This window comes from Nonomuraea rosea, assembly GCF_039539705.1.
Lineage (GTDB): Bacteria > Actinomycetota > Actinomycetes > Streptosporangiales > Streptosporangiaceae > Nonomuraea > Nonomuraea rosea.
In genome coordinates, this window is sequence record NZ_BAABDQ010000071.1 from 1 (window position 1) to 21,109 (window position 21,109).

General features: G+C 67.8%; 17 protein-coding genes. 9 read left to right on the top strand and 8 right to left on the bottom strand.

Annotated features, from left to right (window positions below; genetic code table 11):
- Window positions 1–143: 143 nt before the first annotated feature.
- From ABEA43_RS65010 to ABEA43_RS65025, 4 genes are all read left to right on the top strand, one after another.
- On the top strand, window positions 144–326 hold the full coding sequence (locus ABEA43_RS65010; RefSeq protein ID WP_345580026.1) for a hypothetical protein: 183 nt from the start codon (window positions 144–146) through the stop codon (window positions 324–326).
- 1,150 nt (window positions 327–1,476) lie between these two features.
- Entirely contained in the window at window positions 1,477–1,947 is a 471-nt protein-coding gene (locus ABEA43_RS65015) for a hypothetical protein (protein ID WP_345580029.1), read from the top strand.
- A 4-nt stretch (window positions 1,948–1,951) separates the two neighbouring features.
- Window positions 1,952–2,854 (top strand): hypothetical protein, encoded by a 903-nt coding sequence (locus ABEA43_RS65020; protein ID WP_345580032.1) that lies wholly within the window; start codon window positions 1,952–1,954, stop codon window positions 2,852–2,854.
- A gap of 586 nt (window positions 2,855–3,440) precedes the next feature.
- Window positions 3,441–5,459, top strand: a complete 2,019-nt coding sequence (locus ABEA43_RS65025) for a trypsin-like serine peptidase (RefSeq protein ID WP_345580035.1) — start codon at window positions 3,441–3,443, stop codon at window positions 5,457–5,459.
- A gap of 54 nt (window positions 5,460–5,513) precedes the next feature.
- Here the strand turns inward: ABEA43_RS65025 and ABEA43_RS65030 are convergent, their stop codons facing one another.
- From ABEA43_RS65030 to ABEA43_RS65045, 4 genes are all read right to left on the bottom strand, one after another.
- Window positions 5,514–7,238 (bottom strand): thiamine pyrophosphate-binding protein, encoded by a 1,725-nt coding sequence (locus ABEA43_RS65030; RefSeq protein WP_345580038.1) that lies wholly within the window; start codon window positions 7,236–7,238, stop codon window positions 5,514–5,516.
- Window positions 7,239–7,248: 10 nt separating this feature from the next.
- A complete protein-coding gene (locus ABEA43_RS65035; RefSeq protein ID WP_345580041.1) occupies window positions 7,249–8,622 on the bottom strand; it encodes a hypothetical protein in 1,374 nt (457 codons plus the stop codon).
- 14 nt (window positions 8,623–8,636) lie between these two features.
- Window positions 8,637–11,552 carry a peroxidase family protein gene (locus tag ABEA43_RS65040; RefSeq protein WP_345580044.1) on the bottom strand — a complete coding sequence of 972 codons (2,916 nt, stop codon included), beginning with the start codon at window positions 11,550–11,552 and terminating at the stop codon, window positions 8,637–8,639.
- A gap of 156 nt (window positions 11,553–11,708) precedes the next feature.
- Window positions 11,709–12,680 (bottom strand): hypothetical protein, encoded by a 972-nt coding sequence (locus ABEA43_RS65045; RefSeq protein WP_345580047.1) that lies wholly within the window; start codon window positions 12,678–12,680, stop codon window positions 11,709–11,711.
- A gap of 504 nt (window positions 12,681–13,184) precedes the next feature.
- On the opposite strand from ABEA43_RS65045, the gene ABEA43_RS65050 reads away from it, so the two are divergent.
- From ABEA43_RS65050 to ABEA43_RS65060, 3 genes are all read left to right on the top strand, one after another.
- Window positions 13,185–13,736, top strand: coding sequence for a hypothetical protein (locus tag ABEA43_RS65050; protein ID WP_345580050.1), 552 nt, complete (start codon window positions 13,185–13,187; stop codon window positions 13,734–13,736).
- A 1,092-nt stretch (window positions 13,737–14,828) separates the two neighbouring features.
- A complete protein-coding gene (locus ABEA43_RS65055) occupies window positions 14,829–15,104 on the top strand; it encodes a hypothetical protein (protein WP_345580053.1) in 276 nt (91 codons plus the stop codon).
- Between the two features lie 98 nt (window positions 15,105–15,202).
- Window positions 15,203–15,346, top strand: coding sequence for a hypothetical protein (locus tag ABEA43_RS65060; RefSeq protein ID WP_345580056.1), 144 nt, complete (start codon window positions 15,203–15,205; stop codon window positions 15,344–15,346).
- A 229-nt stretch (window positions 15,347–15,575) separates the two neighbouring features.
- Here the strand turns inward: ABEA43_RS65060 and ABEA43_RS68565 are convergent, their stop codons facing one another.
- Window positions 15,576–15,749: a DUF6011 domain-containing protein gene (locus ABEA43_RS68565; RefSeq protein ID WP_425570740.1), complete on the bottom strand. Its 174-nt coding sequence runs from the start codon at window positions 15,747–15,749 to the stop codon at window positions 15,576–15,578.
- 117 nt (window positions 15,750–15,866) lie between these two features.
- Between ABEA43_RS68565 and ABEA43_RS65065 the strand changes: the two genes are divergently transcribed.
- Complete coding sequence (locus tag ABEA43_RS65065; RefSeq protein ID WP_345580059.1) at window positions 15,867–16,439, top strand: GNAT family N-acetyltransferase; 573 nt, start codon at window positions 15,867–15,869, stop codon at window positions 16,437–16,439.
- A gap of 978 nt (window positions 16,440–17,417) precedes the next feature.
- Here ABEA43_RS65065 and ABEA43_RS65070 read toward each other — a convergent pair.
- Both ABEA43_RS65070 and ABEA43_RS65075 read right to left on the bottom strand, forming a co-directional pair.
- Window positions 17,418–18,995 (bottom strand): amidohydrolase family protein, encoded by a 1,578-nt coding sequence (locus ABEA43_RS65070; protein ID WP_345580062.1) that lies wholly within the window; start codon window positions 18,993–18,995, stop codon window positions 17,418–17,420.
- Window positions 18,992–19,789, bottom strand: a complete 798-nt coding sequence (locus ABEA43_RS65075; protein ID WP_345580065.1) for an alpha/beta fold hydrolase — start codon at window positions 19,787–19,789, stop codon at window positions 18,992–18,994. Before ABEA43_RS65075 ends, ABEA43_RS65070 begins: the two co-directional genes overlap by 4 nt.
- A 154-nt stretch (window positions 19,790–19,943) precedes the next feature.
- Here ABEA43_RS65075 and ABEA43_RS65080 point away from each other — a divergent pair, with 154 nt between their 5' ends.
- Entirely contained in the window at window positions 19,944–20,849 is a 906-nt protein-coding gene (locus ABEA43_RS65080) for a LysR family transcriptional regulator (RefSeq protein WP_345580068.1), read from the top strand.
- A gap of 87 nt (window positions 20,850–20,936) precedes the next feature.
- On the opposite strand, the gene ABEA43_RS65085 is transcribed toward ABEA43_RS65080, so the two are convergent.
- Entirely contained in the window at window positions 20,937–21,077 is a 141-nt protein-coding gene (locus ABEA43_RS65085) for a hypothetical protein (protein ID WP_345580071.1), read from the bottom strand.
- Window positions 21,078–21,109: the final 32 nt, after the last annotated feature.

The window sequence follows — 21,109 nt, forward strand, 5'->3', positions numbered from 1 at the left end:
CGCCGCCGCCTGACTCGAACGCCGGAGGCTTGCTGTGGTGCCCCCCTTCGGCCTCGTCCTCCACGGTGAACTCGCCGCTCTGCCAGTCGGGGGCGTACAGCGGCGGGAACCGGTGGATCTGGTCGGCAGGCACGTGGAAGCCGGTGAACGAGACCCTTGCCGCCGCATCGCAGCGCGCGGCGGAGGTCCTCGGGGCCGCGACCCCGGCCGGCACCCGCTTCGGCGTCGCCGCCGAGTTCCTGCTCCTCGTCAACGCGAGCCTCGGGCAGATCATGGAGCAGTGGCAGCAGAACCAGAACGAACGGAACGCCGGGAACCGATCATGATCTCTCGCGGCTTTCGCGGCATGCCATGTACGTGATAGCGGTCGGGTATCCCGTACATGAGCGATCATGACGGCGCACTGAGCGGGCGATCCACTCTCCCGGCCGCTGCGCGACTTTGGGCACGCTATCCGGTACATCGTGCCCGGACGCTGTTCACCCTTGGCGACCGGCATGAGCGTCGCACCGAAGTTCACCGCCCTGCGCGGCGGCAGGGCACCCCTCGCCGCGGCCACCTTCCTGGCCACGCCGCGCGCAGCCAACGCCACCGCGTCTACGCCTCAGCCATCGACCGCGTCATCGCCGGCATTCGCCGAACACCCGGGCACGCCTTCGATGCAACATGCCCTCAGGGCCGGGCAACGTGCCTTACGTTCCCGACAAGATCATATGGCTCTGACCTGCGAGAAGGGGCCAGCAACCCAAGATAACCATCGCCGCCGGCGTCTTGGGGTAGTGATGGCGGGCGCGTAGAACTACAGGAACTTGACGCTCCATCTCGCCGCCGGGCTTCTCCTGTATGTAGTGGCGGCACCGTCGGCGTGTCGATGCTCGGCGCCGTCCTGGCGAAACCAGGTCGCGTCCAACATCGCCGAGGGCCTGGGCCAAGGCCGGCATCCCCGCCTCCAGCCAGGCGGCGGCGGAGGTCCCGGCCAACGCCTGATGGAAGCCTGGAAGACCGTACACCCGGCGGCCTTCCGCCCTCTGCACGGCAAGGATTCGCCAGTTCGTGGTCATCCGCGGGTTGCCCGAGTGTGGGGCGGATCCCGACGCGGTAGGAGGACGTGAGCGAGGGATCGGGAGGGAGCCGGTGGAGAGGTCATGGGTACCGGCGCTCGCGGCCACCGTGATGCTGGCGGTCGGTTGCGGCGGCCCGGGCGGGTCCGGCGGGCGGGCAGGCCCGCCAGCACGGGCATTGCCGAACATCCAGCCGGCCGGGAACATCGACCCGACCGAAGGCAACGGTGACGCCCCCGACCCCACGAGCGCGACGTGTCGAATATGCCAAGAAATGCTACGAAAACGACAGAATAAGGCCCTGGCCAAGAGGATGGACCAGGAAGCGGCTCGGCACGGGTCTACTCGCGGCAGCACGGCCGATCCCGGCGCACGGGCCGTCGCACTGCTGTGCGCGGGGGTCGCGAAGGCGAACATGGGACTCTACAAGGAAGCTCTCAAGAGCCTCGATGCGGCGGACGAGCATCGCGAGGATCTTCCCGACGAGGTACGCCCTCAGCTGCTGGAGCTCCACTACCACGCTGAACTGGTCAGCGCCACCGCCGTCGGCGACCGCGGACGGACCCAGGAAGCCATCGACGGCCTCACAGAGATCGGGAAAAATCCGGATAAATACGTCAGGGAGGCGTGTGGGGTGGAGCCGACTCCCGCGCCGTGCGCGACGCCCACGTCCAGTCGGAGCGAGTCTCCGTCCAGCGAGCCGGAAACATCAGTGACTCCCCATCCCCAGAACTCCAGTACCGAGCCGACAGACGGCACCACCTCCACCGGCGGCGCGACGGACACGCCCGAGTCACAGCCGGATGACGGGCCCCGAACGACGGACGACGGGAACAACGTCCCACCGGACACCGATGGCGGCGCTCCGGCACCGACCGAGTCATAGCACCATGAACACCTCCGCAGGCGACGGAGCCGGGATCGGCCAGAACCTCGCACGCGTGGGCGGCATCCTCGCTCAGATTGTGGCACCCACCACCTTCGTGGCGGCGGTCTTGATGTATTTCGGGGCGCTACGCACGAACAGCATGTATTTCGTCCTTGGCGTCAATTCCAGCATGCTTGGCTTCTCCTTCCAGGATTACGTGCTGCGCAGTGTCCAAGTGGCCGTCGAGCCACTGGTGTTGTTCCTGCTGGCGCTCCTCCTGATGCTCCTGGCGGCGCCCTTTGCGCACCAGGTCCTGATCCGGTCCATCGCCGGGCATCGCACCGCCGCGGTACGGACGATTCTGGTACTCACCGTGCTCGGAGTCGCCGGAATCGTGGTGACCCTGGCGGTTCTGGCCAATTGGCTGCATGCGCCGTTCTTCGTCATGCCCCTCTGCTTGGACCTCGGCGTGATCTTGCTGTTCTGCAGCGCTTACCTGAGCACCAGGGTCAGCTCTGGCCCGGCTGTTTCTCTCACGGGCCAGATCATCCAGCGTTCGGTTCTCGTGGCCCTGCTCCTGGTCTCGGTGCTGTGGGTGGTGGCCGATCGCGCGGTAAGAGTGGGATTGCAGGATGCCGACGAGATCGCGGCGAATCCGAGCAACCTGATGGCCGCGGTGGTCTACGCACCCCAGCGGCTGCATCTGGAAGGCCCGGGAATCACGGAGAAGGTGTTCCCGGACCCGAATGCGAAATACCGCTACCGATACACCGGCCTGCGCCTCCTGCTCCACTCCGACCGGCGGTATTTCTTCGTGCCCGCCTGCTGGGGCACGTCCCCAGGGGCCCGGACGATCGCCCTGCCGGCCGACGATTCGCTCAGGCTCGAATCCTTCATGGACTCGGAGGAGCCGGTCTGCCCGTGAGGGCGTCACTCCCCGTAGGTGGCCAGCACTCATCAAGATCACCGTGGGTGTCAGGCTTCGTCGTCGTCCCACAGGTCGTAGTCGTAGGGCTCGCCGTGGGCCAGCCGCACAGCATCACGGCCCTCGGATGCGTCGTTTCGCTCCTGCGAAGCGCCCGCCCCGTGGACGGGGTGCCGGCCACCGATCCCACAGGAACACTGCCCCCAAGTGGTTCCGCTGCCGCCCAAGCACGAGCGCGTCGTCTCCGCCGGTGAGGGCGGGTCTACTCCTCGTCACACCCGGCCGCTGTCAGCCCCTCCAGGCGGTCGAGCTCCGCCTCGGTGAGCTCGCACGCTAAGCCATGACGTGTCGGAAGACCAGAAAAGAAGAAATAAGCCATCTCAATGACATTTTAATGACCTAACTTGACTTCATGCGACCAGAAGGCACGGGCACCGAATGCCGAAAGATGGGTCATGGCGCGGTCAATTACTCGCTGGACATCTGGACGGCTGCGCGGCACGGCGCACACATTCGAGATGAGATGCCTGCTTTATAGGAGCGGCGGACGATTATGGTTATATCAACAGAAGTCAGTGAAAGCAGGGTGCGGCAGACCAGGGCCGCCGCCGAACGGTACCGCTGGAGCAGCTCCGATCGCGACGAAGCCGAGCGCAGGAAGGAGCAGGGCGAGGCGTTCCCTGACTCCCAAGAGATGCTCGCCGCCCGTACCGCCCGCCTCATCCGGCGCAATGGGCTCCCGGTCGAAGCGGCCCTTGAGGCCACCAGGACCGACGTCCTCGACCAGCCTCAGATGTACGAGCGCATCCTCGGGGTGGCCAAGGACCTGCAGTCGTGGAGTTTCCTGCCCCGAGGGGCACGGGCCGCGCAGACGGTCGCCAGGATCTCCGTCGTCGAGAACGGCCGCGAGATCCCGATCGGCACCGGTTTCCTGGTCTCCCCCAGGCTGCTGCTCACCAACCATCATGTGTTGCCCGACGCCACGGCGGCCGGCTCGGTGATCGCGGAGTTCGACGCCCAGGTCACCGTGGACAACACGCCCGAGGTCTCCCGGCGGTTCGTCCTGGCCCCCGCCACGTTCTTCGTCGCCGACGCTGCCCTCGACTTCGCCCTGGTCCTCGTCAGCCCTGACGCCGACGGCCGGACGGCCGGGGAGACGTTCGGCTGGAACCGGCTCAGTGTCCAGACGGGCAAGCTGGTCATCGGTGAGCCGGTCAACATCATCGGTCATCCCAGTGGCCGGTTGAAGGAGATCTCCATCCGCGAGAACCGGCTGGAGGCGCGCCTGGACGACTTCCTCCAGTACCAGACCGATACCGAGCCCGGTAACTCCGGCTCCCCCGTCTTCAACGATCAGTGGGAGGTCACGGCGCTCCACCACAGCGGCGTTCCCAGAACGGACGACCAGGGACGTATCCTGCGTCGCGACGGACAACCCTGGCGGGAGGGAGACGGCGACGACGCCGTCGACTGGGTCTCCAACGAGGGCGTGCGGATCAGCGTCATTCTCAAGCACCTGGCCGCCCTGCCCCTCGACGAGGCCCGGCAGGCGTACCTGACGGAGATGGGACCCGAGTCGGGTCTCAAGGACGCCACCGCCCCGCCGGCGGTCGTCACCGTCCCACCACCTGCGCCGCCGGTGGACGGGTTGCTCGTCGAGACGGACGCGCGCAGCACGCCCCTTCGCCTCGGCGCCGGCATACCCGCCGCCTCGGACGCCTTCGGCGGGTCCGGGCACGTGGTCTTCCTGCACGGCCGCGGCCAGGAAGGAGAGAACCCCGAGCGGTTGCGCCGCTACTGGACCGCAGGGCTGAACGGCGGGCTCACCCGGGCGGGGCTGGCCACGATCGCGCCGGCCGACGTCTGCTTCCCCTTCTACGCGGAACAGCTCCTCGCGGCCATGCGACCGCTGGAGACCCTCCCCCGTTCACCGCTCAGGGCCGTGGCCGATCCCGCCGAGGCAGTGGCGCCGGCCCCTGGCTCCGCGCGGCAGCTCTACGAGCAGATGATCGTCGAGGCGGCGGGCCGGGCCGGTATGCCCGGAGCACGGCCCGGGAGCATGGAAGGGCTGGCCGACACCGTGCACCGCGGATTGAGCTGGCTCGCCGACACCACTGACCTGGACCGCCTGCTCATCGCCGCGATCTTCGGAGACGTGGCCGCCTATCTCGACGACCGGAAGGTCCGCGAGACCGTACTGGACTGCGTGCTCAGGGACATGCCGCGATCCGGCCGGCTGGTGCTGGTCAGCCACAGCCTTGGCACGGTGGTGGCCATGGACCTGCTCACCCGGCTCGACCCGGCTGTGGAGGTCGAGCTGCTCGTCACCGCCGGAAGCCCGCTCGGTCTCGACAGCGTGCACCGACGCCTGCTCAGCGGCGGGCCGCACCGTCCGGACCGGGTGACGCGCTGGTTCAACGCCTGGTGTCCCATCGACCCGGTCGCCATAGGGTGCCCGCTGGGCGAGCACTGGCCCGACGGTCCGGACGAGGCCGCCGTCGTCAATCCGGCGGGCAGGGCCCACAACATCGAGGAGTACCTCGCCCATCCCGAGGTCGCCCAGCCGATCGGGGTCTCGCTGGATGCAACGGCCGGGCGTCCATAGGGGAACCGCCGACGCTGAGACGGTGTGGTCGCGCACGGCCGGCGCGCCACCGACTCAATGCCTGACGCCGTCCCCGCCACGCAGACGGTCTTCGATGGTCTCCACCAGGCCGGCGATCACTCCGTCGGGTGAGGGGCTGTAGTGCGGGATCGCCCACCGCGTGATCCTGGCGTCGATCACCGTGGGGCGGCCCGAGGCCAGCGCCGCGCGGAAAGCGTCCTCGAACTCCTCGATCGTCTCCACCAGGTAACCGTCCGCTCCGCACGCACGAGCGTAGGCGGCGAAGTCCGGGTTCTGGAACTCGACCAGGCCGCTCTCCAGGTAAGTCGAGAGCTGGTACAGCTTGATCAGCTTGAACTCCTGGTCGTCGAAGATGATCCAGATGACGGGGATGTCGTGCTCGACGGCGGTCATCAACTCGAAACCGGACAACGAGTAGCACCCGTCACCGCAGCCGACCACGACCGTACGATCGGGCTGGGCGACCTTCAACCCGATCGCGCCGTTGACATGCCCGGCCATCGGCCCGAACGAGCCGGCCTTGCGGAAGTTCTGGCCCTCCTCGACGTCCACGTAGTAGCCGAGCCACGCCAGATGGGCCCCCGCGTCGGCCAGGAGGACACCATCGGCCGGCAGCAGCCGGCCGATGGCCTGCGCGAGCTCCCCGGGGTGGATCTCGCCGGTCAGGTGGAGGATGTGCCTGGTCTCGTAGTCCTTCGCGGCCACATCGGCGGCCGGAACCTCACCGACCTTCCCCTCCAGCGCCTCGGCAAGGGCGGCGACCGCCGGGCGCGCGTCGGACAGGAGCGCGTGGTCAGGCTTGTACGCCTTGTGGAACTCGATCTCGGAGATGTTCACGTGGATGAGCAGCTTGCCGTCGAACAGGTCCTGGCGGTAGTTGAACGTGGCGTGCTGGTTCAGGGAATTCCCCACGCACAGGACGACGTCGGCCTCGCGGAAAGCCTTCCAGGCGCTCGCGTGACCGCTGTCGGAGAAGACTCCCAGCGCGAGGGGATGCGTCTCCGACACGATTCCCTTGCCGTCGAGCGTGGTCAGCAGCGGGATCTGGAACCGTTCGATCAACCGCTTGATGTGCGGGCCCGCGCCGCTGCGGACCGCGCCGAAACCGGCGAGCACCACGACCCGCCGGCCCTCCCGGATGGCGTTCGCCAGCACCGACGCGATCTCCTCGACGCGTGCCGGATCGGGCAGGACCGGCGCGACGTCGAGGCGGACGGACCGCACGTTCTCGACCTCGACGCCGCGTTCGGTCAGGTCGAGGGGGACGTGGATGTGAACGGGACCGGGCCGCCCCTCGAAAGCGGTGTTGATCGCCTCCTCGAGCACGTCGAAGGTGTCCGCGGCGGAGTCCAGCAGGAAGGACTTCTTGGTCGTGGCGGCGAACATGGCCTGCGAGTCGGGTGTTCCGCCGAGGCCCGAGGTCTCGTTCAGCGAGCCCCACCCCTGCCACTTCCTGGGCGCGTATCCCGAGACGGCCAGGACCGGGTAGGAGTCGGACATCGCCATGGCCAGTCCGGAGAACAGGTTGAACGCCCCTGGCCCGGCCGTGGCGAAGCAGAAGCCCAGCTTTCCGCTGTACATCGCGTACCCGCAGGCCATGAACGACGCGGCCTGCTCGTGGCGGGTGATGATCGGCCGGATCCGCCGCGAATGTTTCAGCGCCAGCATCAGACCCGCCGCGTTCTCCCCCGCGCCGCCGAAGGCGGCCTCGACCCCGACGTCTTCGAGCCCTGCGACGATGGCCTCGTAGATCTTCATGGGCTTCCCCTCACATGTGCCATCGCGCGGCATGCCGCTGGTGCGCGTCGGTCGTTCCGTTCGCGAAGAACCGGTCGTAGTACTCGGACTCGATGTGATGCGTCTGCAGCCAGATGCCGGGAACGTGGATGGCGTCGGCGTGGGCGGGGAACCGGCCGTGCGTCTTGTGGATGTAGACGCAGACGTCCCGTACGCAGTCGATCACCGCCTGGTCGTACGCGCTCGCCTCGGCCAGGTAACGCCGCCCGTAGTCGGCCTTGTAGATACGGGAGAAGGTCTTGTCGTCGGTGTAGATCCCGTCCGGGCCGAACTTCGCCCGCACGACGCTCTCGACGGCCGCCTCCATCGAGGGGTGGTTGGGCGGGCAGGCGGCCTTGATGAGGTGCTCGCCGTCGACCCGGAGGCCGATCGGGTGGGATCGCAGCGCGGCGTACTTCGGCAGCGGCACGTGCCAGCGCAGGACGTCGGCGAGACGGAAGCGCGGCGTGACGAAGTCGAAGCCGAGCATCCGGCCGTACGCCCGGGAGAATTTCGGGTCGCCCAGCATGATCTGCGGGTGGATCGTGCCATGGATCCAGGCGCCCAGCCCCATCGCGTCCGCGGTCAGCATCATGTTCTGCACCAGCAGGTCGGCCTCGACCTGGGTGCGCATCGGCCCCATGGCTCCGAGCGGCAGTTTGATGTCCGCGTTCAGGAATCCGTTCTTCACCCATTTTCCCACGCCTGCCGGGCGGTAGAAGTTGCGGTCGTCGACGAACGTCGGCCTGGCTCCCTCCGGCTGGGTGAGCAGGTACATCAGGCAGTTGATGTACTGGTGGGAGAGGTCCACCACGGGCAGGAAGATCGTGGTGCCGGGGAGGTTGGACAGGAAACGGTTCGAGTCGAGGTAGGCCGGGAAGTCCCGCGCCCCCTCGGCCACGTCGAGACGGCGGTCGAGGACGCGCACTTTGGCCTGACGGCCCCGCTCGATCAGCGTTTCGGCGGTGAAGGGCAGGTCCGGAGCGGGTGGGAGCTTTCTCAGGAAGTACGTGCCGGTGTCGTTGATCATGAAGAAGTGGGTGCCCTGCGCGTTGTCGGGGCTGCCCGCCGTCCGACCGCCCATGGTGAGGTTGGGCTTGGCCATGATGGGTTCGCCGTCGCGCGGGTCCTCGAACGGACGGTCGGGCATGGTGAGGCCGGAGCAGCCGGTGAGGGCGATGAGGATCGCCTCTTCCAGCTCCGTCAGCGGCATCGGCGGGTTCGATGACCGGTAGCTCATCGAACCGGCCGGAACGGACGCGCCGCGGCTGACGCGATGGGTCCGGCGTTTCCAGATGCTCTCCAGGAGCGGCCGGGACAGGAGCTCTTCGAGCCCCTCCTGCCTGATGGCTGGTTTGACGTCCATGATCGGCCTCGCTTTCAGTGGTGCCTGATGCCGGTGTTCGCCTCGGGCATGGCCGGACGCCACGGCGCGAAGGCGCTCGTGGTCCGGGGCAGGATTCCCGCCAGTTCGGGGCAGTGCCGCAGGATGACGCTCGTCATGCCGTTGCGGGCGATCCAGTCCAGCCCCAGCGGGGTGTAGATCTCGGGTCGGAAGTCGACGGTGAGGAAGCGGTCGCTCTGCAGCCGCCGGCTGGCCATGAGGATGAAGATGCGGAACGCCGTGTCGCTGAAGCCGAAGCGCTCGGGCGGGTTCTCCGCGAAGAGCCCGACCATCGTGTCGATGTCGTCGACCGAGCGGTAGACGTCCTTCAGCCGGGCCAGGGAGTCGGGGTCGGAGGTGAGGTCCTCGAAGCGCCGCAGGCGCGGCTGGTGCAGACCGGCGCGGAAGTCGTTGTAGCGCGGAACGGCGCGGCGGCGCGTGCGGACCAGATCGACCACGGACAGGTCGATGATCTCGCCGTCCCGCTCGAACGCCTGCAGCGCACGCGGGAAGTTGCGCAGAGTGATCGCCCCGGGATGGGCGATGCCGAGCGAGTAGAGCGAGTTCGCCAGGCCCGCCCGGCGCATGAGCGGCTCGGTGGCGGCGCCCTGCACGTCGTTGAAGCCGAGGCTCTCCAGCGGCCGCCCGCTCCTGTGGTCGGCGATCTCGTAGGCGTCCGGGATCAGCGGGTGCATGCGGTAGACGGTGACGAAGTCCTCGGTGAGCGAGTACGGCGCGCCGTGATGGTCGGGCAGGGTTCCGGGGATGCCGGTGAGCGCGTGCGCGTCGGCCAGCCACAGCCCGAGCTGGGCCAGCCAGTTCTTCGGCGGCCCCGACCAGTTGGCCTTCAGCCCGATGTCGATCAGCTCGGTGGCGAGGATGGCGGGGGTCCACTCCACCGTGTGGATCTTGGCGATGAGGGCGGAGACGACGAGCCTGGCCGTGCGATAGACCGCGTCCTCGTCCATGCCGGGATACTCCTCGCGCAGCGCCTGGCACACGGCGTTGTGCTCACGGGCGAAGAGAGTGTGCATGACGCTGAGCCCGAGCCACCAGTTGTCGCGGAACCCGGTGATCGGGACGCCGTCCGGTCCCGGCACCAGGTGGCCGTTCTCCAGCCGCAGCGACGCGCCGCCGTCCGGCTCGCGCAGGGACTTCGCGACGGTCTCGTCCCCGCCGTAGACCTCCGAGCCGTCCCACCAATGGGAGGCCGCGTTGGCGGACAGGATCGGCGGCCCCGTGCCACCGGCCGGGCGCAGGTCCTCGTTCTCGGCGAAGCGCATCACGCTCTCGGGTGCGCCCCCCGGGGTGTTGGTCCACGTCATGCCGTAAGGGAGCGGCACCTCGACGCTCTGCATCCCGGGCGGGCAGCGCTTGTGGTCCACCCAGTCGTGCACCTGGAACTGGATCCAGGCGGCGGCGATCACGTTCAGCGACCGTGCCGGGATGAAGATGTCGCGGTGGAGCAGTTCCCTGCTGACGACCACCGGATTCGGCTCGTCGAACAGGTCCGGCCGGTAGACAGGCGGGAGATTGCGGCCGAAGGTCGAGCCGAGGGCTCCCATGGCCGGGGCGGAGAGGTCGTTGTAGGTGCCGTCGTAGGTGCGCCCGACGCGCAGGCGATCCTCGAGTGGCGGGGGCACCGGATGCGCCTCGGGCGGGCCCTGCCGCACCTCGGTGTCGATGAGGTTGTCGCGGCGCAGCACCTGCCGGATGCTCTCGACGTTGAGGAGACCGATCCAGGTCGGCAGCCTGTGCCAGGGGAGGTATCGGTTGAGGACGCGGAATCCGCCGCGCAGCAAGGCACCGACGACCAGGTTGCGTCTCGGCGTGGGCGTGATGAAGCGGTATCCGCGGCGATGGGCGCTGCCGGCCTCGTAGGCGGCCTTGCGCGCGCGGTTCAGGTTGCCGAGGGGACGGAACTCGCCGGTGGTGTTCCACGGGTCGAAGGCGAGCTGGTCGATGCGGATCTCGGTGGCGCGCGCGTCCGCGGTGTCGAGATCCTGGCGCGGGATCGTCAACGTTGCCACGGGGACGACGGGCACGTCCGCGTCCGGCCAGTCGGCCGCGCCGTCCTCGATGGGCGTGAGGCGGGCGTCCTCGTATCGCTGTACGCACAGGTCGAAGACGATGTCCCGCCCGGCCAGCCGTGCCGCGAGCTCGTGCGACAGGTAGTCGGAGTCCCCTCGCGGCGGAGAGGGTGCCGCCGGCGTCCCCGAGGCCGGTCGCAGCCGGTAGCGAACCGGTCCGGCCTCGGCCCAAAGGATGGAGCCACGGCTCCAGTACGTCTCCAGAGCGAGGCTGCGCACCTCACGCCGGGTTCCGGCGAGCACGTTGCGCCGCATACGGGCGGCGGTGGACCAGCCCAGCGCCCACGGTAGCTTGACGTACAGCGCCACGGCCTTGCGCAGAGTGGTGTTCGCGCCCGCCATGACCTTGGCGAACACGACGAACTCGCGCGCGTTCCTGGCGTGGGAGACCGGGTGGTTCGTCATGAGAAGGTCGTGGGTCTCGTCCGTCCCCACCTGGATCCGCAGGGCCGCGCCCCGCAGGTCGGGGGCGGAGTCGGGCTGGCGGGCACCGCTCGCGTTCGACAACCGGACGATGACCGGATATTCGGCATCGGGCTGAGCGAATCCGGTGCGCAGATCCTCGGGCAGGGAGGCGTTGAACCTCAATCTGGCGTTCTCGACGCCGAGGATCGCCTTCGCGTGGAAGGCCCGGTCGATCCCGGCGGCGCCACTGCGCTCCTTGATCTTCAGCTGGACCCGCATGAGCTCGCGGGCGAGCTGCTCCAAGATCGTCCGCTCTCTCTCGGGCGAGCCCCCGACATAACGCTCGTACTGCTCGGCCGTGGCGGGTTTACGCGCTGCCGGACGCTCGCCGGCAAGGTGCTCCTGCTGCTTGACCATGTGAACTCCCCCGAAATGCGGCCGCGCCGGACATGAGCGGTTGCGGCGCGAGAATCTTTGTCCGCTATTCCCTGGCCCGAGCGGACAATGCGCTGGTCTCCTCCAGCGCTCCTCATTCTTGGGACAACGACGATCTCCCGGAACCGGCTTTGCCGATCAACGCGGCTTGGCGGCTTCCACGTCACGCGAGGCGCCGCGCACGTTCTCGAGAACCTGCTGGCCCTGCTCGTCGACCAGTCGCGTGACGAGCTGTTGCGCGGCGCCGAAGATGGCCGCCCAGCCGATGATCTGGGCGCTGGTGTCGAGCTCGCTCAGCCCCGGGACGAAGCGCGCCTGGATCAGCACCAGTCCGATGACCGCGGACACCGCTCCGGCCGGGAGCTTCAGGAGGGCCAGCACGATCGGAAGCGTGTAGGGCGTCGAGGTCCCGTAGATGTGGCGCAGGCCGATCGCGCCCACCAGCGATGCCGAGGCCAGGCCGACGATCTCCACGACGGGCACGTCCCAGGCGGTCGGAACGCGCCCAATGGGGCAGGAGGGCCCGGTGGACGGCTCGTTGAAGCAGAGCTTGATCGCCTGGGGAATCAGGGCCCCCACCAGAGCCAGGGCCACGGCGACCAGGGTCATGACGGTGGTGGAGATCAGGATCGTGTTGCGGAAGCTGCGCAGCCGCACCTTCTCCTGCTGCGCGGCGATGTTGGCGGCCTGAAGCGTGATCACCGCCAGGGTACGGTCCTGCGGCGACAGCTGCCCGTCCTGGTCGCGAAGATGTTCCTCCAGCTTGACCCTGCGCGGGTCCTGCGGCCCCAGGTGCTGCAACGCCCGCGCGAGGACGTCGCTGCCCCACCATGGGAGGTCCTTGTCAGGCATCAGCCTCAGCAGGGCGACCTCCACCTGGTTGATGTTCTCCCAGGTGCGGTCCAGCGCTGTCCCGGACCAGGCCTCTCTCAGGCTGTGTTCGCCCGCCGCGGCCTCGCGAGCCGCGTCGAGGTGCCTCTGCGTGCCCTCGGCCTCCGGAGATTTGTCCTTGAGGCCGTTCAATTGGCTCTGCAACTCGGCGATGTACGCCAACGCGCGCTGCCGCCACGAGAACGCGTTCTTTCCGGCCACATCCTGCGTGGGGTCCATCGCTGTGCATCTTTCCGCGTGCGAGATCGCTGTCCACTGACAAGCTGCCCTGGAACGTACGCGGAGGAACGATCGCCTATTCAATAACGACGAAGTCCGGGCCTGTTATTGACGCCTTTGCCGATGACGGGCTGAGAAGCCGGGGCCCAGGCCGACCGGAGCGCGCCTGAGTTGCAAGCCAAGTCCGCCACCAGAGCCTGGCCAGCCTCCGCCGGTACGTGCGGCTGGGTGGGGCGACTGCGGCTCACCTGTATCGGACCGCCGGATGGCGATCGGTCCGCTGGCGTCAGCCCGCTACCCGCCACTGACCGATTGGTTGCTGCTCAGGGGCCTCGTCAGGCATGTCAGGCAGGTCAGGTGCGCAAACCGCTCGGGCTGAGCACCGGCACGTCCTACAATCACATTCCCGACCTCAAAGAGATGCACGCCGCTGCGCTTACGTAAGAAACGTCGTGATCTGTGCGCTCGCCCATCTCAACTGACTGACCACGGACGAGTGATGCAATGGATCGCAATAGCCCCCACTACCGGTCCGAGCGAGGAGCCTGGGGTTTCGTCACGTTCTTCAGCGCCCTCTTTTTAGCACAAATTGTGTTTATCGCGCTGGCCGCTGGCGGCCCTGCATGGGGATGGTCGATACCAACACGTTGGTGGACCGGTGCAAGCGTGATGGCCTTGTTCATCATCGCTCGCCTCCTTCGGTGGAAGCGGAAAGCGCGCAGACTACTCGGAAAAGAAGAGGATCTTCAGTGGGCCATGCGGGAATGCATGGACGAGGTACGAAAGGCGATCGACAGGTCTGGTCAAGTGCTGCATGATCTGCGTCTCTATATGGATGAGCAGAAACATGCAGCAGACGTGCTTCTTGAGCGGGCCGAGCGGCAACGGCGCCTGCTGGAGGTGGACAAAGATCAGGCCCAGGTGATCCGGCAAATCCTTATAGAAGAATCGGTGCAAAACATACGCACCGGACGTCGCCGCGAATGGATGTTCTTCGCCTTGGGCATGGCCGCATCGATCCCGATCGGAGTGCTGATCAACCTCTACGTGCCCTGACCCATCGCGAGCTCGGCCGAACACCCGGGCACGCCTTCAAGGCCGGTCCACGTGCCTTGCATGCCTGACAAGATCATCACACTCTGACCTGCTGGAACAGGTCAACAACCCAAGATAACCATCGGGCCCGTTCAGTCTGGCAACTCATCGACGCCCTCGACCCCTCCCGGCGACCCTGCGACGTCCCCAACCCTGACGTCCTGACGATCGCCCTCCACGGCACGACACGCTGTACCTTCCCACCGATCACCGGATGATCAGCGGGAGGGTACAGCGAAGGCCAGCGCCCGCGGAGATGTTCCGCTTCCACCCTTCCGAGAGCCATCTCATGCACAGTCGGCCCCGCGCCCGCGGGGATGAGAACGCTCACAGTTGACCCACACTGCCGGGCGCCGCTCGGCGACCTCGCTCCCTGCGCCAGGGCCGCGCCGAAGCTTCTACTCGGATGGCACCACGCGGTTGGCGCCATCCGAGTGGTACAAGACTTCCCCCTGCTGATGGGGTTGAGTCGTCCGCCAGGGTCATGATCTTTCTACTGTTGATCGTTCAGGGACTTCACGCGCAGAGACGCTGCGCTTACTGTGGAGAACCGAAGGGCCTCCTACCTGCAGGACGTCGAATCTGTGCCGATAGGAGGCCCTCCACCGCGCTAGAGGCGGTGGCGCGGGTCGACAGCTTCCCAGATCACCCAAAGGATCAGCCTGGCCGCAGCCAGAGCAGTCTGCAGACGCCGGTGCTTTTCGTCCCGATCGCGGGTGTCGTCGCCCATATCCCCTCCTTGATGGCCGGACCGTCCGGCGCGCAGCGCTGACGCTCCAAGCCCTGGGAGAAAAAGTGGCCACGGTTCCGCCCGCCCATCATGGAGCACGCCAGCCGAGTCGCACAGCCCACGGTTTCGCTGGTAGGGATGTTCTTCACCCTCGTGGGTCGAGATGTGCAGTCCGGCGGAGGACGATCCTCAACCGTACGCCGAATCCGGCCGTTTATGGTCGCCGACCGGTTGGCGAGGGCGCAGCCGACGATGCACGGACGGAGGCGACCGGGCAGCGCAAACCGAGGGACATCCATCGTGTGCCGGACAGCGCCCCGGCGATGCCAACCTCCTGGACCGGCATACTGACCGCGCTCGCCGACCAGCCGACCCTCGACCTCGACCTCGACCTCGACCTCGACCTCGACCTCGACCTCGACCTCGACCTCGACCTCGACAACGGCCTCGACAACGGCCAACGCATGGTTTTCCAGAAGTACCGCTGCAAGGTCACCCTCGCCGACGACACCCCTCCCGCGGAGGAAGCGTTCGCGCCGTGGGAGTACGCGGAGCAGGCGGGCGAGCACGACCACGAGCGGCAGGAGACACACGCATGACGTTCACCGTCTCACTTCCGGACGAATAGCCAGAACCACCAGGTGAGAATCACGAGCCCCAGTGCACCCAACACGGCGGCGAGAACAGGGGATTGGTCTTGCAGGAGCAGCGCAAGACCCACGATGCCGCCCATGACGACACCAGCGACTACGCCGCCCCTGTTCAAAGGCCGCTCGGCCCATGGCAGGGTTTCCGCTTGCTCCTGGGTGTCTACCTGATGCTCGGCGTGGAGCTCGACTGACTGTTGTGAGAGTGATTCCCAAACCATGCCGCAGTTAGGGCAGCGCCATGGGTCTGCGGCGTCGGCGTCGGGGCGGACGCACTGGTGACCTGTCAAGGTGTCGTGCCTTCGGGACCCCACTTGGCCGGGGCCGCTGTGCGCGTCTCAGAGTCCCAGACGAGCAGTTCGTCGGACGGGTCGTAGATGAACCCTGTCTCTCCGTCGCCCCGCGCCCACTTACCTATCGACGTCACGTATCCTCCAACAGGTCGCCTCGCCCTGGACAGTCTCCCCCAGGCCAGACCCCAGACAGGCGCACACGAGCCCGCGAGGTGATGCCGAGTTTGCGCCGGCAGCCCGGTCCTATCCCACAAGCCACCGACACCGGGTCCGTCAACGTCCTCTTGCAGACGCAGCGAGCCATCTCGCCTGCGTTGCCGTCAGCGATCTGTTGGTAGGCGGCGCCCTGGTCGTGAGGACCGGACTGGGGGGTCGGATACTCGGTGGTCTGTCTGCCCCGTGAGGACGCAAGATGATGCGCATGACTTTGACGACTCCCATACTGCACACCGCTCGCCTGCGACTACGACCCTTCGCCGACGCCGACGCGGACCTCCTCTTCGCGCTGCACAGCAGCGCCTACGTGCTGCGCTACTGGGACTCCGCACCGTGGAAGGAACGGGCTCGCGCCGAGCGCTTCATCGCGGCTTGCAGGCAGATGGCGGACGAAGGCACCGGGGCGCGGGTGGCCATCGACCGTGTTTCTGACGGGGCCTTCATCGGCTGGTGCAGCCTGACCCGATGGAACCCGGACTACCGCAGCGCGTCGTTGGGCTACTGCCTCGACGATGCGATGTGGGGCCACGGTTACGCGACGGAGGCCGCGCATGCCTTGCTGCAGTGGGCATTCGACACACTGGACCTGAATCGAGTTCAGGCCGAGACCGATACGCGCAACCTGGCATCTGCCCGGGTTCTGGAGAAGATCGGATTCGAGCGTGAAGGGACGTTGCGGGAAGACTGCGTCGTGAACGGCGAGGTATCCGACTCCTGGGTGTTCGGGTTGATCAGGCGAGAGTGGCGGCCGTCGACCATGCCGATCCCCGCCCGCTAAGTCCGCACGCCCGGTTCTTCTTGGGGTCCGGGCTGAGCTCGGTCAACTTGGCCTACGTGAAAGAAGAGATCATCATCCTCTGACCTGCTGGAATCGTCCGACAACCCTAGATGACCATCGGCCTCCGGGCCCTCGCCACCTGGGCCCTAGATCACCTGACCACCAACTGGTAGCAACCCCCAGCGGGCCGCGATGCAGCCGAAGCGCCGGCCGGTCGTACCGGCCGGCACCCCTCGCTCAGCGACCACAACGGATGGCCGGCCAAGGCCGATTTCTCCACCAGCCTGGCCGACCCGTAGCAAGTGATAATGGCCCGTTATCCGTACATGGGCGATCATGACGGCGCGCTGAGCGGGCGACCCACGCTCCCGGCCGCTGCGCGACTTGGGCACGTTATCCGGTACATCACGCCCGGACGACCGTTCACCCTTGGCGACCAGCATGAGCGTGGCACCGACAATCACCGCATTGTGCGGCGGCAGGTCACCCCTCGCCGCGACCGCCTTTCCTGGCCACGCCGCGCGCAGCCAACGCCAACGCTCCTACGCCTCAGCCGTCGCCCGCCTTCGCCGAGCACCCGGGCACGCCTTCGATGCAACATGCCTTCAGGGCCGGTCAACGTGCCTGACAAGATTATATCGCTTTGACCTGCGAAAAGAGGCCAAGAACCCAAGATAACGATGGTCGCCCGCCACATCAAACGCGCCGGCACCCGACTGCTACCGATGTCCCGCTAACCGCCGACCCCGCCGGGTTCGCCGCGCCCCGCGACCGCGGCACGCAGCCGCAAAGCGATCGCCACGACGATCGCCCGCCGTTGGGCCGCTTGAGGCGATTCTTACTGGCAGGCCGCATTGGAAGAAGGCCGTCGCCGTCGGGCTCGCCGCCGGCCGGGGGCCTGCAGGACAGGATCGGACGGTACTGCCCGGTCTGCGGCGCATGGTTCGTCGCCGGCGTCGACATGCGCCATGACGCCCTCTACGACAGGCCGCGATGCCGTACGGCGGCCTGGCGCTGCGCCGGGTTCATCGCCGACCCGGACCGCGGCTGCCGTCGGGCGGGGTTGACGAACTTGGCCGTGAAGCTGGTCAGTGTCTGGCTGTCGACGTCGAAGAGTCGAGCGGCGATCTGGGCGGCAGCGGTGATGAACCGCTCACGCACGGCGGATTCCGCCACGTGGATCACCTGACCGGCCTCCACCAGCACTCTGCCGCCCACGATGACGGTGTCGACGTCGGTGGAGCCTCCCATCAGCAGGAAACCTTCCAACGGGCGAGGGCGAAGCAGATAGCGCCAGTCATCGATGCGTACCAGAACCAGATCGGCCTGCTTGCCCGTTTCCAGGCTGCCGATCTCTTCCTCCCAGCACAGGGCCTTGGCGGCCAGCCGGGTGGCCATGGCCAGCGCCGTGGTCGGCACGACGGCGGTGTTGTCCGAGCGCAGCTCGTTGTGCATCAGCCAGGCCTGGCGCATGGCCTCGGCCATGCCGCCGATCGGCAGTCCCTCGCCGTCGGTCGACAACGACAGCTCCAGGCCCGCGCGGGCCAGGCGGAGCAGCGTCGGGGTGCCCGACATCGGCGACTCGCCGGTGGTTCCGTACTTGGCCGGAGAGTGGTTGAGCCGGGCGTGCGCTCGCAGCAGCATCGCCTGCTCCGCCTCGTCGGCCCAGGCGCAGTGCACGGCGATCAGGCGGTCGTTGAGCAGGCCCAGCTCGGCGAGGCGCCGGATCGGGGTGGTGCCGAAGCACTGTCGCAGAACATCCGTCTCGTCCGGCAGCGCCGCCACGTGTGTCGCGAACGGCAGCCCATGGCGGTCGGCGAAGGCCGCCAGCCCTGCGCCGAGCTCGTCACTGAGGTTGGCCGTGTAGATGGCCGACGGCATCATCCGGACACGGTCATTGCCTTCGGCCTGGACGGCCCGCCGTACCGACTCGAGACTGTCCAGCACCTCGGCAGACTCGCGGGTACGGCGGAAGCGGCTCTCGCCGGCAGGACAATACCCGTCGCTCGCCCACACGCTGACCGCGCCGCGCAGGCCGAGCCGCACGGTGGCGGCGATCAGGGCCTGCGGCTTGTTCATCGAGCCCACGTCGCCGAAGGTGGTCGTGCCCGTCTTCAGCTGCAGTAGCAGCGCGTATTCGGCGATCGCCGCCGCTTCCTCCGGTTCCAGGGCGTCGGCGAAGGAATAGGCGGCATCGAAGATGGCCGAGAGGGTCCGCACGTCTCCGCCGGCCGCGAAAGGGCCGGGCACATCGGATTGGTCGCACCACGGGTCCGGCAGCCGGCGCCTGGGGCCCAACTGGGCCAGCCCTCGGCCGAGCACCTCGTGCCAGTGCGGGTTGACGAAGCCGGGAAGGATCATCATCGCGCCGGCGTCCATCACCCGCATGCCGGTACGGATCTGCGGATCGAGCTCGGCGACAACGGCATCGACCGTGCGAGACTCGCCCACCGCTACGATCCGCCCCGCCACGACCAGCACGGAGCCCGAGGGGTAGGTCCTGGCCTCCTTGTCGGCCGTATAAACATGGCCGCCACGGATCAGCAGCGCGTTCAACGCAGACCGCTGAGGAACGCGCGGACGGCAGGAGCGACGGCCGCCGCCAGATCGTCGGCGGAGCGCAGGTCGGAGGAGACGGAGACAGGCGCGAGGTGGCCCTGTCGCAGTATCCGTACGACGTGCTCGGCGAGTTCTGTCGGGTGCCGCGCGTCGGTTCCGGGGATCACCAGGGCCGGCGAGCGGACCGCGGCGAGTTCGTCGATGTCGCGGAAGGCCCGATCGTGGCCGATGGCAGCCGCGGCGGCGATGCTGGCCGGATCCGAGCGCGGGATCGCGTCGCGTACCAGGGCCCCGATGACCGGCGGGAACTGTTCCAGGATCGGCGCCCAGGCGGCCTCGATGCCATCGGCGAGCACGCGGGCGGCGAAGGCGTCGAGGAACGCGGTCTCGGCCTCCTTGGCCGGGTCGTCCTCGATGTCTTCGACGCCGATCAGGATGGCGGCGCGTACGCGGTCCGGGTGGGCGAGTGCGGCGCGAAGGGTCACCGTGGCACCCAGGCCGGTGCCGCCCAGTGCCGCGCTCTCGATGCCCAGGTGATCCATCAGAGAGATGACGTCGCAGGTGTACTGATCCCAGGTGTGCCTGGCCGGATCGGCGCAGATCGACCGGCCGTAGCCGCGTACGTCGGGCAGGATCACGGTGTGCAGGTCGGCGAGCCGGTGAGCCAGCGGCAGCAGGCTGTGATGGTCCGGACCGCCGCCGTGCAGGAGGAGCAGCGGCGGCCCGGCCGAGCCGACGGTGGTGGCGTACAACGGGCAGCCGTCACCGCCCTGGTAGGCGAAGGTGTTCATAGAGCAGGTCCTTTCTGTGGCCGGGTCAGGCTGTGTGCGGCGACGCCTCCAGTCGAGGAAAATCTCATATGTGAAGCGAAGGCGCACATAAGGCAGGCTAGAAGAGCATGCATCGCAGCGGCAAAGACGAAATTCCTGCGATACTCATAGCCAAATGGCTATCGACAACCGCGTCTCGCTGCACAAGCTCGAGGTCTTCTGCGCCGTCGTGGAGCAAGCAGGCGTCGGGCGCGCCGCCGCCCACCTCTACGTCTCGCAGCCCGTGGTGAGCGGGCACATCCGCTCGCTGGAGGAGCGGCTGGGCGTTGCGCTCTTCCACCGCGTGGGGCAGCGCCTGGAGCTCACCGACGCCGGCCACGCCGCCTATCGATGGTCCCGCGACACGCTGCGCCGCAGCAACGAACTCGAACGCGAGCTCACCGGCCTCACCGGCGGCACCACGGGAGCCGCGGCGATCGCCACCAGCATGACCGTCGGCAGCTACCTGCTGCCACCGATCCTCACCGACTTCGCCCTCTCCCATCCCGACGCCAGAATCGCGGCACACGTGTTCGACCCGAACCAGATCTGGGAGGCCGTCACCTCCGGACTGTGCGACCTGGCCGTGCCCATCGCCCCGCGGATCCCCTACGGACGCGGTCTCACCGGCGAACTCGTCGGCCACCAAGATCTCGTACTCACCGGCGCACCCGACGTCGCAGACGACTGCGTCTCGGTGAGCGAGCTGAGCCGGCTGCCCTTCGTCTCCACGCCGCGTGGCTCCATCCGGCGAGACATCGAGGACATGGAGCTCGCGCAGCTCGGCATCACCGACCGCGAAGTGGTCATCGAGTTCGGCCACCCCGAAGCGATCAAGCACGCCGTCCGCGCCGGTCTCGGTGTCGCGCTGCTCTTCCGCGCCTCGGTCGCCGCCGACCTGGCCGCAGGCTCGCTCCAGGAGATCCAGATCGCCGACGCCCGGCCGCGCCTGCCGGTCTTCGTCGTCTGGCGCACCGACAAACGCCTGTCACCCTTGCAGCGAACCCTGATCACCGTCATCCGCGATGAGCTGGCCTCCTGACCTCAGGCACTGACCGCGTTGACGCGGGTTCCGGTGGTCACGAAACTCCCGCGCCGGCGCGGAGAGCGGCCGGGTGACCTTGGGAGATCAGGCCGGCTCAGGGGTGCCCATCAGCTTGCCGAGACCGCTGACCGCGGCCCGGAGCTGCCCGGTCAGCGACTCGCCGTCGTCCGCGGACCAGCCCAGGGCGTATCCGGCCCTGCGCATGACCGCCATCCCGCCGTGCACCGCGCCGATCGGACCATGATCGTTCTCAGTGC

Coding starts and splice junctions, on each gene's coding strand:
- ABEA43_RS68565 (WP_425570740.1), bottom strand. CDS start 15,749: ATGGCTCGCTGCGTCTGCAAGAGGACGTTGACGGACCCGGTGTCGGTG.
- ABEA43_RS65055 (WP_345580053.1), top strand. CDS start 14,829: ATGCCAACCTCCTGGACCGGCATACTGACCGCGCTCGCCGACCAGCCG.
- ABEA43_RS65030 (WP_345580038.1), bottom strand. CDS start 7,238: ATGAAGATCTACGAGGCCATCGTCGCAGGGCTCGAAGACGTCGGGGTC.
- ABEA43_RS65015 (WP_345580029.1), top strand. CDS start 1,477: ATGGGACTCTACAAGGAAGCTCTCAAGAGCCTCGATGCGGCGGACGAG.
- ABEA43_RS65080 (WP_345580068.1), top strand. CDS start 19,944: ATGGCTATCGACAACCGCGTCTCGCTGCACAAGCTCGAGGTCTTCTGC.
- ABEA43_RS65035 (WP_345580041.1), bottom strand. CDS start 8,622: ATGGACGTCAAACCAGCCATCAGGCAGGAGGGGCTCGAAGAGCTCCTG.
- ABEA43_RS65065 (WP_345580059.1), top strand. CDS start 15,867: ATGACTTTGACGACTCCCATACTGCACACCGCTCGCCTGCGACTACGA.
- ABEA43_RS65020 (WP_345580032.1), top strand. CDS start 1,952: ATGAACACCTCCGCAGGCGACGGAGCCGGGATCGGCCAGAACCTCGCA.
- ABEA43_RS65045 (WP_345580047.1), bottom strand. CDS start 12,680: ATGGACCCCACGCAGGATGTGGCCGGAAAGAACGCGTTCTCGTGGCGG.
- ABEA43_RS65075 (WP_345580065.1), bottom strand. CDS start 19,789: ATGAACACCTTCGCCTACCAGGGCGGTGACGGCTGCCCGTTGTACGCC.
- ABEA43_RS65050 (WP_345580050.1), top strand. CDS start 13,185: ATGGATCGCAATAGCCCCCACTACCGGTCCGAGCGAGGAGCCTGGGGT.
- ABEA43_RS65040 (WP_345580044.1), bottom strand. CDS start 11,552: ATGGTCAAGCAGCAGGAGCACCTTGCCGGCGAGCGTCCGGCAGCGCGT.